Below are 13,871 nucleotides of genomic sequence, written 5' to 3' on the forward strand. Positions count from 1 at the left end.
AGGAGAAAAGTAAAATTAATTTCCTTTTCTCCTTGACTTTTGTTAGCAGGTTTTTATGACCAATTTTGTAAAAGTACTGAGAATAAATCATAAATTTTTGCAAAATCATAGGAATAAATTTCGTCTGCAAAAATATACAAAATAAAAATAAGAAATTTTGGGTATAAAACAAGTAAGAAGAAAATAAATAAGGAAGGTAATTATGACAGAAAATATTTTAAAATTATTAGGCGACTTTTTGAAAAATAACAACATAGGAGACCTAGACCTAGGGCAAATCATAAAGAACTTGCCTCTTGATCAAATCATGGCAATGATAAATGGTAAGGATGAGTATGTAGTCAAAAGATCAGGTAATCTTGAAAAATATGACCAAGACAAAATAGCCAGGTCAATCAAAAATGCAGCAGACAGGTCAGGTATGCAATTAAACCAATCAGACATATCAATGATCCTAAAAGATATAGGAAAAAAACTCTTAACAGGCAATGAGCACGTAGAAAACCAAAGAGTCCATAGGACAACAGACATCAAAGACATAGTCCTACAAGTCCTAGCAGAAGAAGGCTTTTCAAAAATCAGAGACTCCTTTGATTCCTACACCAAAGATCAAAACTAATGCTGATAAAAATAGTAGCAGTAGGCAAAATAAAGGAGAAATTCTATAGACAGGCCCTAGATGAGTACCTAAAAAGAATGACAGCCTACAACAAGCTAGAAATAGTAGAAGTCCCAGACCAAAAGGCAGCAGAAAACCTATCAGACAAGGAAATCGACCTGATAAAAGAAAAAGAAGGTGAAAAAATCCTAGCCAAAATCAAAGAAGATTCCTTTGTCATCACCTTAGAAATAGGGGGAAAGTCCCTAGATAGCATAGAATTTGCAAAGCTAATTCAAAAAGAAAAAATAGAAGGAGGGGGCCGTGACCTAGTCCTAGTAATAGGCGGCTCAAACGGCCTAGGAAGAAATGTATTAAAAAGGTCCAACTACAGACTCTCCTTCGGCAAAATGACCTACCCCCACCAACTAATGAGAGTAATCCTACTAGAACAAATCTACAGGGCCCACAGGATAATAAGCGGGGAACCTTATCATAAGTAAGAAGCAAGCCTGCCCGGCTCATGGAGGGCCCGTGCGGAGCACTCGAGCGCAGCTCGAAGCAAGCCTGCCCGGCTCGTTGAGTACCCTCCATGGAATGGTCGAGCGAAGCTCGAAAGGAAGCTTATAAAGCTTCCCACCATTCTCCCCATTTCGAGCTTTGCGAGAAATCTCATGGTTCTGTGTATAGAGGGCTTTGTACTTACATCGTTATTAGCTTAATACTACAACTTCCCTTGCTTCGAGCTTGTCGAGAAGCCTAAAGGAATGGTGAGAAGTCAAAAATAAACCAAGAACACTAATCCATAAATATTCAAAGAGATAAAAAGCTTAGCTAATAGCTGCTCAAAGTAAAATAAACACCCAAGCGGTACTAATAGGTCTCTCGACAAGCTCGAGACAAGGGGACCGCCCTCCGGCGCATAGAGGGCCCTCCATGCGAAGCCCTAACCCCATACCCCGAAGGGGGATGGATGGTAGGACTGGTGCAGAGGCAAAGTGGTCGAGCGAAGCTCGAAAGTAAGTTTATAAAAAAGCTTCCAGCCCATTTCGAGAACTAGCGAGATTAAGCACGTATATCTAATAGATAAGTCTATAAGTAAAGAAAAACTTAAACACCAAGTACCCATTTCGAGCTCTGCGAGGGCAAGCCAGTCCGGCTCGTAGAGGACCTCATGGTTCTGTGTATAGAGGCTTCTGTAATTACATCGTTATTAGGTAAATTCTTCCCACCAGCTCTTGCGGTGTTTATATATAGCGAGTCTTGAAAGCCCGTGCTGGACTAAGATTATTGTATTAACAATTATATAGAAGCTAGATTCTTGTGCTTAGTATATAATATTCAAGCATAATAAATTAAGAAGACAAAAGTAATAGCTTACTATTTGTTAATAAGAACAATGTCTATTTTTCAATCTTTTTATAGGATCTTGTTTTGGAAATCTGAGGGATTTTAGATTTTTGTAGCAAAATCCACATATTTTCCACAAAAAGTCATTGATTTATTTCGATAATAGGGTTATAATATAGGCATAAAGAATGACTATTTGGATATTTCGGAGGTATAAAATGAAATCAAACAGAATATTAGCAGTAGCTCTATCAGCAGGTCTTGTACTTGCAGGTGGTGTTTCAATAGCACACGCTGAAACAGGCTATGCGACAGAAGCTGAAGCAAAAGCCGCAGCAGAAAAATCTATAACAAAAGAAGAGAAAGAATACAAATCTTACACTGTAATGAAAGGTGTAGATGGAAAATTTTATTTCAATATAACTGAAAAAGCAGATCCATTAGAAGCTCCTAAAGAAAAAGAATCTAGCAACAGATTTGACCAACACGACATTGGAAACAATGAAGTAGGTTTTGTTAAAAGAGAATTTGCTGAACAAGAAGCTAAATGGGTTCTTAAAAATGATAAAGTAAATAAGAGCTATGAAATAGTTCAAACTGCAAATGGTAGATGGTCTTATGTTCTTTCACCATTTGAAAATAAAAAACCAGAAGAAAAGAAACCAGAAGAAAAGAAAGAAGAAAAGGGAACACCAGAAGTTCACACAAAACCAGAATACAAATTACCTGAAAATAAACCAGAAGTTAAACCTTCTACACCAGACACAAAACCATCAACCCCAGCTGAAAATGATAAGGAAGTTGATAAACTAATCAAAGACTTAGGTGAATCTGAAAAGAAAATCAACGATCTTCTAGAACAAAACGAAAAAGAAAACGCTGAACTTAACAAAAAAGGCGAAAAAGAAAAAGACAAAAAAGAAGCTGATAAAAAAGATAAGAAAAAACAAGCACCAGCTAAACAAGGTACTAACCCTAAAACAGGTGTTGTAGGTCTTGGCTCTGTAGCATCACTTGCAGCTATTTCAATGGCTGGAATCGTAGCTACAAGAAAAAGAAAATAAGAAAATTTTTAAAATCAAATAGTTACTTTTTGGAGAGATAGGCCCATGCCTATCTTTTCAATTTCAATAAATTAATATAGATAAAAAGGTTTGTAGGCCTCGTTTTTGGGTATAAATAACTTGAGGTATAATATATATAAGGATATATATTTAATAGAAAGGATAAAATAATGAAAAAGAATTTAGGAATATTAGCTCTAGCATTTACTTTTGCTCTAGTTGGTAACCAAACATCCTTTGCTAAAGAATCAAATTTAGATAAGGAAATTAATAATTTAAAACAAGAACTTACCAAGAAGGAAGAAGAGTATAAAATCCTTAAAGATAATTACGATCAAAACATTAAAATTTCAAAGTATTATGTAAGCACTTTAAATCAAAAGAAAAGAATTACAACAAATCCAGAAAGTGCAAAGAAGAAATTATTTGATACTTCACTAATCTTAGATGAATATGTAGAAAATGGTACCCCATCTATTGATCAAGGCATACTTAGGGTATATTTAACAAATGGCTTTAATAATGGCAAAGTTAAGATAGATCCAATGGATGCGGATGGCTTACTTGCTTACCTAAAAACATATTATGTACCAAAATCTGGCATCAACCAAAAAGTTTACGATAATTTGCTTAAAGAATATGCATATCTTATTTCTGACTCAGTAGTTTTACCAAAGTTTGATGATTTGAAAAAAGACCTTGACCAACAACTATATGAGAAAAAAGCAGAGATTGACTCTATAAAAAAGGATATCTTAGATATTGAAGCTATCAAAAATAAGGGCCAAAAACCAATGCTTGAAAAGGCTGTAGCAAATGCAGAAAAAACCATCCAAGCTGCAGAATATCTCAAAAAGAACTATCCAAGCACAATCAAAAACGTTAGAAGTGACCTTGATAAACTTATAGAAATCCAAAAAGCAAACCTAACAAAGGCCAAAGCTCTCCTAGCTAGGATGAAATAAGAATCCATAAGGATTTTAGGGCCAAAGGATTTGCTCCTAATTTATAATTAATTGAAAAAAAGGGTATAATTCTTGTATAAAAATGACAAAGAGTCAATGAAAGGAAGATTGTAATGAAATTAAACAACAAAAAGATAATTGCTATCCTATTAGCTGCTGCAACACTTACAGCTTGTGATAGCCTATCAGGAAACAAAAAAGAAGCTGAACCAGCTGATACAAAAGTAGAAGAATCAGCAGAAAACAAAGCTGACCAAACTACAGAAGCTGAAGGCGAAGAAAAAGCAGCTGATGAAAAAGAAGCTGACAAAGAAACTAAAGATGGCGAAGAAAGCGAAGAAGCCAAAGAAGGTGAAGAAGAAGCTATTACTGACGAAGGTAAATCAGCCAAAGAAAAATTAGAAGATGCAGTATTCAAGACAAGAGTAACAGCTAGAGCTGCAGAATTACTAATAGAACAAACTCCTGAAACAATCACAGGAATAAGAGAAGACCTAGAAGAACTTCTACAACAATCTCAAGAACAAATTGATAAGGCAAATGAACTATTAGAATCAATGTAAGATAATAGGCTGTTGCAAACTATAAATAATCCTCAAAAGCTCTGGGAGAGTCAGGGGCTAATTGCCCTTGCACTCTAAGGGCTAGAAAGATTTCACAAAGGGGAATTTAGCTTGCAGCGGCCTTTTTGCTTCAAAAGACCTTTAAGATTAGTTTTTAGAGGATAAAAAAGATAGCCTTGACTTTTTGTAAAAATTTTTAAAAAGCCTTAAAAAGGGTATATTATAAAGAAGATAGAATATATTTCTTAGATATCAAAAATTAAGAAAGGAAATAATATGAAAACAAATAAATTTGCAAAAGTTATGCTAGCCCTAGCCCTAGGATCAGCAGCCCTAGCTCCAAGCTTCAAAGAAGCTCAAGCAAGCGAAGTAACAACTATAAGCGAAAGCCAAAAATATGAAAATGCATTAAAAGATTTGAAAAAAGCAATCGAAGATGCAAACTCAATCAAACTTAACTTTAAATATATCAACGCAGAAATCTACTATAAGCAAAACTTTGACAGTAGACTTGCTGATGCAAGCGCACTTTTAAATAAGTTGCCAGCCAAATCTGATTCAGCAAGCCTAAGAGAAGATGTAGTAAATAAAACATACTTCCTAAATAAGGCAAGCAAAGAATTAAATGGCCAAAAATCATCCCTAGACCAATTAAACAAACTAGTAGAAGATGATGTTAACTTCATCAAAAAAGATGCTTATAGATTTGCTGATGAAAAACTTAAAAAACAATATATAGCAGCCTACAACAGTGCACGTGAATACTACCTCCTAGACGAAGCAAGACTCGCAAATAGCGAAGTAGAAAGACGTGTAAATAACCTAAAGGCAGCTAGAGAAGCAATACAAAAAACTTACGCTCCACTAGAAGAAAGACTAGCCCTAAAGGCAGAAATTCAAGAAGCAGCTAAGCTAAAAGATAAAAAAGATTCTTATACAAAGGCATCCTTTGATTCCTTCCTATCAGCTCTAAGATTAGCTGAAACAAGCATGAATGATTCTTCAAGCTTCAAAACAGCAGAAGAATACAAAGAGTTAAGGAATAGCTTAAAAGCAGCAGTAGATGCCCTAGTAAAAGTTAAAAATACAGATGCAAAGCTAGAAAAATCTATAGAAAAGCTAGAAGAAGCCATAGAAAGAAACCTAAGAACAAGAAATGCTGCAGAGCTATTAATAAACAAATTCCCACAAACAGTAAAATCAGTAAAACCTGAACTAGAAAAATTAATCAAAGTATCTAAAGAACAGGTAGAAGAAGCTGAAAAATTACTCAAAAAACTCAAAGGAATTGAGGGATAAGACAGATGAAAATTATCAAAAAAATAGCAATAGGAATATTTGCCCTAGGTCTAAGTTTTGGTGCTGGTACACTTACAGGCATAGATTCTAAAGCCTATGCAGCAGAAGCAACAGACCAAGAAAAATACAAAACCCAGAAAGAACAGCTAAACTATGCTGTAACAGATAGGGCCAATGTAGTAAGCAGTGAAGCCTATGTTTCCTACGCATCAGAAGATACCAAGGCAAAATATGAAAAGGCCGTAGCAGATGGTGCAGCAGTCCTAGCTAAGGGCGATAGCGCAAGCATCGAAGAACTAGCAGCTGCTACATCAAACATCAACCAAGCTAGGTCAAACATTGTCCGTGATGTTAAAAAGAAACTAGCCAAGGTCAACCTACAAAAAGCAGTAGAAAAAAACCAAAACACATCACAAGCGGCAAAATACCTAATCCAAAATTATCCAAACACAGTAGCAAATGTAAGAACTGAACTTGAAGCACTAATAGCAAAATCAGACAAACTAGTAAAACAAGCTCAGGCACTTCTACAAAAAATGTAAAAAGGGGCTGCTAAAAGCAGCTCTTTTGATATGAGGAAAAAATGAAAAAAATTAAAACAATATTACTTGCCCTAGTCTTGGCTTTAGGACTTGGTGTAAACCAGGCCCAGGCAGCAAGCCTAGAAGAAGCTATCTTAAACATAGACGCTAGCAAATACCAAACCACCATCGACCTAGCCAAGTCCTATGTCAAAGAAAATGAAGGAAAATCAAAAAAAGCAACCATAGACCAGCTAAAAGCCTTAATAGTCAAAAGTGAAGACAATCTCAAAAAACTAGTAGATCTTCAAGACCGCTTTAGAAACAAAAAGAGAATAAAAGACCAAATAAGGGCCAATCTCAACAATAGAAACTCCTACTTCACCATAGAAATCAAGGCCTACTCATCAAATAAGGCCATATCAGAAATGTTTTTAGAAGTAGCAAGAGAAAACCAATATTTCTTCTATGGCCAATATGGCTCATGCAAAATCGACACCAGCTTCAACCCAAGCAAGTCAACAGAAGGCAAGACCTACATAGAAAAGGCAAGCTTCGATGTGACCTACAGGGGAGATCTAGCCCTAGAATATAGGCTTAGAAACGACGTCAAAGCCTGGATAAATGCAAACATAGACCCGACAATGACAGAATATGGCAAGGTTTTAGCTATCCACAACTATATAGTAAAGAAAAACTACTACAACCTAGGCGACAAAGAAGGAAAATCAGGTGGATACTCAATCTACCACCCAGCCTCAATTCTGTATGGCAACGGAGGAGTCTGCAACGCCTACGCCACCCTCTTTGACCTAATGGCAAGAGACCTAGGCCTAGAAACCATGATTCTAACCGGCAAGTCAAAAAGAAACGGCGAAGACCACATGTGGAACATGGTCAAAATCCTAGGCAGCTGGTACCACATCGACACAACTTGGGATGACCCAGTAATAAAATTTGACCAAGGCCACATAGAAAACCTAGGCGATTTCGTAATCTATGACTACTTCCTAAAAAGCGATGAAGAAATATCAAAATCAAGAACCATAGACGAAGTCAAAAACAGACCACAAGCCCCAACAAGCTTTTTAGGAACCCCAACCAATTCAAAAATAGAAAATATAAATGGCCAATACATGATAGTAAACAGCGATGGAAATGAATAAAAAAGCCTATTGCTAATTTCCTAGAATCGACCAATCTTTCCCTTGTGGAGTTTATCTCGAGCGAAGTCGAGCGAAGCGAGATAAGAAGGAAGCTCATGAACTTCCATCCTTACCTCCCTTTTCGAACGTATGTGAGAAATCTCATGGTTCTGTGTATAGAGGGTTTTGTAATTACATCGTTATAAGCTTTATACTACAGCTTCCCTTGCTTCGACCTACGGGGAGAAGCCTAAAAGTACTGTAAGAAGTCAACAACAAACTAAGAGCAAAAATCCACATATTTTCAAAATATTATAATAATAAATATAGTTAACATTTGCTCATGGTGAAATATGTAGCTAAGCAGTACTAATAGGTCTCTCGACAAGCTCGAGACAAGAAACAAGCCTGCCCGGCTCATGGAGGGCCCGTGCGGAGCACCTCGCAGCGAAGCGAGAGAGAAAAGCCCGGCTCTGGGAGGACCCCCGAGGAGCGGTTCGCAGCGAAGCTCGAAATTCCGTCGCCTCTAGGAGACAAGCCCATTCGGCTCAAAGATATAAGCCCTTATATCTAACAGATAAGTCTATAAATAAAGAAAACTTAAACACCAAGTACCCTTTTCGAGCTTTGCGAGGGCAAGCCCGTCCGGCTCTAAGAGGACCTCATGGTTCTGTGTATAGAGGGTTTTGTAATTACATCGTTATAAGCTTTATACTACAGCTTCCCTTGCTTCGACCTACGGGGAGAAGCCTAAAAGTACTGTAAGAAGTCAACAACAAACTAAGAGCAAAAATCCACATATTTTCAAAATATTATAATAATAAATATAGTTAACATTTGCTCATGGTGAAATATGTAGCTAAGCAGTACTAATAGGTCTCTCGACAAGCTCGAGACAAGAAACAAGCCTGCCCGGCTCATGGAGGGCCCGTGCGGAGCACCTCGCAGCGAAGCGAGAGAGAAAAGTCCGGCTCTGGGAGTACCCGTGCGGAGCACTTCGCAGCGAAGCTCGAAAGGCTGCTTGAGATAAGGAAATGTTCATATTAATATAGATTCAGAAACAAGATATACTTGAAAATTACATCATGCATACATAAACAAAGACCAGCAATCAAGCTGGTCTTTTGTCTATTTATATTTTTCCCTATTTGCTTTTAGAACTTCTTCAGAATGTCTAATTCTTTTTATTTCTTCATCGTTTAATTCTAGCTCTAGGACCTTTTCAACTCCATTTTTTCCTATCACGCATGGGGTGGATAGGTAGATGTCCTTTATCCCATATTGGCCTTCTAGTAGGCTTGCTACAAGGATTGTCTCCTTTTTATCATTGACTATGGCATCTATTATCGAACAAACTGTAGATCCTATGCCGCATTGGGTGTGGCCCTTGCCGTCAATTACCCTCCAAGCCCTCTCACGGACTAGGTTTTCTACCTCATCTCTTGAGAATTCACATGGATTGGCCTTTAGGTATTCATCAAGGCTCATATTGCCTATAGCAACCCTAGACCAAGCTGTAAATTGGCTTTCTCCGTGTTCTCCAAGGGTAACACCCCTTACATTTTTTGGGTCTATATCTAAAAGCTTGGCAAGTGTTGTGTTAAGTCTTGCGGTGTCGAGGGCTGTACCAGAACCAATTACTCTTTCTTTCGCAAAACCACTGACCCTATAGACAAGATCTGCCATCAAATCGCATGGATTTGACACGACAATAAATATCCCATCAAAGCCAGCATCGACTACTTCTTTGACATAGGCTTCTACCTGGTCCTTATACATGACATATTCCTCAAGCCTGTCCTTGATTCCATCAAGAGTGCCTGTTGCAAGGACGATTATATCCCTGTCGGCCATATCCCTGTAGGAGCCTGAGCTCATCTTTACATAATGAGGATAAAAGCTTGAAGCATCCTCTATATCCATAGCTTGGGCCTTGGCAAGGCCTTCTTTTTTATCATTAAATTTAATATCAGACACGATTCCAAGTCTTGCAGCAGTATAACCAACTGCAAAACCAACAGCACCTGATCCAATTATTCCTAATTTCATATTTTTCACCTCGTAAATTATTATACTAAAATTTTAACACAAACCCATCTATATGTAAATAATAATTAAATATTTACAAGTGCAAGTCTTGTGTTATAATCTAAGTAAGAGAATAATGAAATACTTATGCTAAGAAAGGAAAAAATCATGGACGTATATGAAAAAGCATTAGAAAAACACAAGGCTTGGCAAGGAAAGGTTGCCACAGAAGTAAAGGCAAGGGTAGAAAATGCAGAAGATTTGACCTATGCCTACACACCAGGTGTAGCAGAACCATGCAGAAAAATAGCGGGAAATGAAGATGATGCCTATATTTATACATCAAAGGCCAACACCATAGCAGTAGTATCAGACGGGTCAGCAGTCCTAGGACTTGGCAATATCGGCCCAAAAGCAGCCCTCCCAGTCATGGAAGGCAAGGCAGTCCTCTTCAAAGAATTTGGAGATGTAAACGCAGTACCAATAGTCCTAGACACCCAAGATCCTGATGAAATCATAGAAACAGTCAAAAACATAGCCCCAGGCTTTGGAGGAATCAACCTCGAAGACATCTCATCACCAAGATGTGTCTATATAGAAAATAAACTCAAGGAAATCCTTGATATACCAGTCTTTCACGATGACCAACACGGCACAGCCATAGTCACAGCAGCAGCCCTAATAAATGCCCTAAAACTAGTAGATAAAAAGATCGACCAAATCAAAGTCCTAGTATCAGGAGCAGGCGCAGCAGGCTACTCAATCACCAAACTCCTCATGGATTTAGGAGTAAAACACATCATAGTATGCGACTCAAAAGGCACCATCAACAAAGACCACCTAGAAAGTGAAAACCCAGTCAAAAGGCAAATAGCAGAAATAACAAATGAAGAAGACTTCAAAGGAAGCCTAAAAGGAGCAATTAAAAAATCCGATGTCTTCATAGGAGTGTCAGCCCCAAATCTCTTAGATGCCAAGGACATAGAAAATATGAACCACGACCCAATAGTCTTCGCCATGGCCAACCCAGTTCCAGAAATAGACTACGACATAGCTAAAAAAGCAGGAGCCAGAGTAGTAGCCACAGGCAGGTCCGACTATCCAAACCAAATCAACAACGTCCTAGCATTCCCAGGCATCTTCAGAGGAGCCCTAGACGCAAAAGCCAGCCAAATCACAGATGCCATGAAACTAGCCGCAGCCAAAGCCCTAGCAGCCATGGTCCCAGAAGATAAACTAAGCGAAGACTACATAATCCCAGGCGCCTTCGAAGAAGGTGTAGCAGCAAATGTAGCAAAGGCAGTAAAAGGGGAAAAACAAGAAGGATAAATTTCTAAGCTATGTAATAGAAAAGCTAATAGTCAATTATAATAAAATATGCACCCAAGCAGAACTAATAGATCTCTCGAAAAGCTCGAAGCTAGCCTGTCCGGCTCTGGGAGGACTCTCCATGAAATGGTCGAGTGCAGCTCTAAAGCCCCCCCGGCGCATAGAGGAGCCCCACGGAGTGGTCGAGCGAAGCGAGAAAGGAAGCTCACGAGCTTCCTTCCTTACCTCCCTTTTCGAACGTATGTGAGAAATCTCATAGCACGAGTATATAAAGGGTTCTGTAACTACATCGGTATTAGCCAAATACAACACCCTTTGCAGACTTTATCTCGAGCGAAGTCGAGAAAGGAAGCTTAAGAAGCTTCCAACACCACCCTTGCATCGACCGTATTGGAAAGCCCGTCGGCTCATGGAGACCAAGCCCGTCGGCTCCGAGAGACATGCCTATTAGAAATGCTAAGAAGTCAACAAAAAACTAAGAACAACAATCCCAAAGAATCAAAAAGGTAAAATTAAGGAAGTTTATAAAAACTTCCCACCACCCACCAAAAATCCCAAATCCAAAAATCCACAATCATCCAAATAAAAATTTTTATATTTTGTCATTATTTATAAATTAATATAAAAAGTAGATTGTATATTTCAAGCCTTTGTGATAAAATGTAAGTAATATGGAGGAATTTATGAAAAACAGCAAAACACCTATCAAACTAGGCCTACTAAGCTTAGCGCTAGTCTTAGCTTTGCCTACAAATATAAAAGCATCGGAAGCTAAAGATAGTACCATGGGCAAAATAACTGCCATTGGTGGAAGCGAAGAAGCCGCACCAAGCACAGGAAATACATCAGAAAGCACAGAAAATAACAGCTCAAAAGATAAGCCATCATTAATGGAAGCTCTAATCAAACAATCAGAGATTATTAGAAGCACAATAAATGCTAACGAAGTTCAAACTTCACCAAAAGAAAATATGCTTAGCGTATCTAAACCTGAACCAGCACCAACACCATCACAAGCGCCAGCACCAGTGCCAGCACCATCACATGCGCAAGCACCATCATCAGAAACAAATGTTAAAAACACTAACTACATAAGCCAAGCTTATATCAAACCAAGTGTAGTAAAAGATAAGCTAAAAGGAGTAAAAATTGACGACCAAAATAATGCCTACACCCTATCTTTCAGCCTAGCCCTAGAAGAAAAAGGCCTAGACGAAGAGTACCAAGTCTACTTCTTTGCCCTCAAAAATAGCCAAGTCAAAGACCTATCCCTAGTAAATACAGTCCTAGACGAAAAAGCTAGCCTAGCTGATGATAACAAAGTAGAAGAATTTGAAAATGACGAAATCAAAGGCATAAAGGTAGACCTTAAATTTGCTAGAAATGCACAAGTCACCGGCCAAATCAAAATAAATGAGGATGATGAACCAGGCGACTACACAGTCTACTACCTAGTAGTTAAAGATGGCAAAAGACAAATAGGCAAACTAGAAACCTACCTAACAAAAACAGCCGATAAGACCTTCGCAGAAACAGACAATGACGAAAACCTATCCCTAATCAACCCATTTGATCATCTTCCATTCTCTCAATATATAGAAAATGACAACATAGGCGATAGAAAAATAACAGGCTACTTTAATTTTTCTTATGCTGAATATAGTAAATACACATTTACCCTAACATATATAGACCCTGTCACCAAGGAAATAAGCAAAGAAGAATATGACAAGCCAGAAGATATCATAGTCAAAGGCCAATCATTAGCCAGAATTGACATCAGAGAAAAGGGCGCTCTAGTAGCATCAGACGAAGTCAAAAAAGATGCAGCAAATAAAGCTACTGATAAATCAGCTTCATCAGGTCCACAATCTCTAGGCGACCTCATGGCAGGCAAAGTGGCAAGAACAGCAGATCAATCAGCAAGCAAAGAAGACATAGTCAAAAACCTACAAACAGCCACCAAAACCCTAGAAGGCATGGTAGCAACAAATGGTAAATCAGTAGTAGAAGCTGACCAAAACTTAAGTCAACAAGAAGCAGATCAACTTGCCGACCAACTAAACAAGCAAGATGAAATCATAAGAGGATTGATAGAACAAGCCCTACTAAACTATGAACTAGATAAGCTTGCAGAGCTTGAAAAAGACGACAAGGCAAGAGCTCAAGAAGAATACAAAAAGATAAAAGCTCTAGTCGAAGATGCTAAAAATGCATCAACCAAAGCAGAAAATAAGCTAGTTGAACTTGGTGAATACACACCAGATAAGAAAGATAGCTTCAACCTAGAAGGCAACGACCTAATATCAATCACCAAGGGCAAAAAAACTCACGCAAGACTAAATATAACCAAACTTCCTTCAATGACAGAAATAAAAGACCTCACAAGTCACTATGACAACAAAGAAGTCAAAGACTTCAGCAAAAACCTAGACAAAAAGGTCAAAGACGCTGTCAAAAAGGTAGATACAGTAACAATCGGTAAAGAAACTGCTACTAAAGATAAGAAGGAAGAAAAAGGTGGATCTGAGTCAAAAGGTGAAATCAAAAACTCATATCCAATTTTTGCAAGATTCCTAGAAAACCTAAATAAAAAATCCAAAACAAAATAATTCACAAAAAAGGGCGAGACTGAAAAAAGTTTCAGCCCTTTTTTATAATTATAAATTCCAAGTTCATTTCTAAATCTTCCCATAGAATCCATAATTTGAAATATCACAATCTTTTACAAATCACAAAGAGCGGAATCTTTTTATAAATATTATCAGTTTTATAAATATAAGTAAATAAACTTAGAATTAATTGCAAATTTCCCTCCCAAAATCCCAATATTTCTAAAAAACATTTGATAAATTCCTTAATTTTATAAATATTACCTCCCACATTATACATAAAATCGATTTTTATTAGCATGTAAAAGCGTTATCCTTTACACTCCTAGCCTATTGCCAAAAATGAAAAAATATTATATCATAGATATATAGATACTAGGGGACTTGCCCCTAAAAT

The 13,871-nt window shown here is 37.6% G+C and carries 11 protein-coding genes; 10 read left to right on the forward strand and 1 reads right to left on the reverse strand.

Annotated features, from left to right (window positions below; translation table 11 throughout):
• Nucleotides 1-202 precede the first annotated feature (202 nt).
• From RRB46_RS09050 to RRB46_RS09085, 8 genes are all read left to right on the forward strand, one after another.
• Nucleotides 203-619 (forward strand): ATP cone domain-containing protein, encoded by a 417-nt coding sequence (locus RRB46_RS09050; RefSeq protein WP_311538273.1) that lies wholly within the window; start codon nt 203-205, stop codon nt 617-619.
• Nucleotides 619-1,101 carry a 23S rRNA (pseudouridine(1915)-N(3))-methyltransferase RlmH gene (rlmH, locus tag RRB46_RS09055; RefSeq protein WP_311538274.1) on the forward strand — a complete coding sequence of 161 codons (483 nt, stop codon included), beginning with the start codon at nt 619-621 and terminating at the stop codon, nt 1,099-1,101. The genes RRB46_RS09050 and rlmH overlap by 1 nt, the downstream gene beginning before the upstream one ends.
• 1,065 nt (nt 1,102-2,166) lie before the next feature.
• Complete coding sequence (locus RRB46_RS09060; RefSeq protein WP_311538275.1) at nt 2,167-3,012, forward strand: DUF5633 domain-containing protein; 846 nt, start codon at nt 2,167-2,169, stop codon at nt 3,010-3,012.
• Nucleotides 3,013-3,182: 170 nt separating this feature from the next.
• Nucleotides 3,183-3,977, forward strand: a complete 795-nt coding sequence (locus RRB46_RS09065; RefSeq protein ID WP_311538276.1) for a hypothetical protein — start codon at nt 3,183-3,185, stop codon at nt 3,975-3,977.
• Between the two features lie 113 nt (nt 3,978-4,090).
• A complete protein-coding gene (locus tag RRB46_RS09070) occupies nt 4,091-4,540 on the forward strand; it encodes a hypothetical protein (protein WP_296130042.1) in 450 nt (149 codons plus the stop codon).
• 276 nt (nt 4,541-4,816) lie between these two features.
• Complete coding sequence (locus tag RRB46_RS09075) at nt 4,817-5,839, forward strand: hypothetical protein (RefSeq protein ID WP_311538277.1); 1,023 nt, start codon at nt 4,817-4,819, stop codon at nt 5,837-5,839.
• A 5-nt stretch (nt 5,840-5,844) separates the two neighbouring features.
• A complete protein-coding gene (locus RRB46_RS09080) occupies nt 5,845-6,381 on the forward strand; it encodes a hypothetical protein (RefSeq protein WP_311538278.1) in 537 nt (178 codons plus the stop codon).
• A 41-nt stretch (nt 6,382-6,422) separates the two neighbouring features.
• Complete coding sequence (locus tag RRB46_RS09085) at nt 6,423-7,526, forward strand: transglutaminase domain-containing protein (RefSeq protein WP_311538279.1); 1,104 nt, start codon at nt 6,423-6,425, stop codon at nt 7,524-7,526.
• Between the two features lie 1,107 nt (nt 7,527-8,633).
• Here the strand turns inward: RRB46_RS09085 and RRB46_RS09090 are convergent.
• Nucleotides 8,634-9,554: a lactate/malate family dehydrogenase gene (locus tag RRB46_RS09090; protein WP_297687543.1), complete on the reverse strand. Its 921-nt coding sequence runs from the start codon at nt 9,552-9,554 to the stop codon at nt 8,634-8,636.
• Nucleotides 9,555-9,701: 147 nt separating this feature from the next.
• Here RRB46_RS09090 and RRB46_RS09095 point away from each other — a divergent pair, with 147 nt between their 5' ends.
• Both RRB46_RS09095 and RRB46_RS09100 read left to right on the forward strand, forming a co-directional pair.
• Nucleotides 9,702-10,862 carry an NADP-dependent malic enzyme gene (locus tag RRB46_RS09095; protein ID WP_311538280.1) on the forward strand — a complete coding sequence of 387 codons (1,161 nt, stop codon included), beginning with the start codon at nt 9,702-9,704 and terminating at the stop codon, nt 10,860-10,862.
• 683 nt (nt 10,863-11,545) lie between these two features.
• A complete protein-coding gene (locus RRB46_RS09100; RefSeq protein ID WP_311538281.1) occupies nt 11,546-13,474 on the forward strand; it encodes a hypothetical protein in 1,929 nt (642 codons plus the stop codon).
• Nucleotides 13,475-13,871: the final 397 nt, after the last annotated feature.

This window comes from uncultured Anaerococcus sp. (assembly GCF_963512375.1).
In the GTDB taxonomy this organism is placed as follows: domain Bacteria; phylum Bacillota; class Clostridia; order Tissierellales; family Peptoniphilaceae; genus Anaerococcus.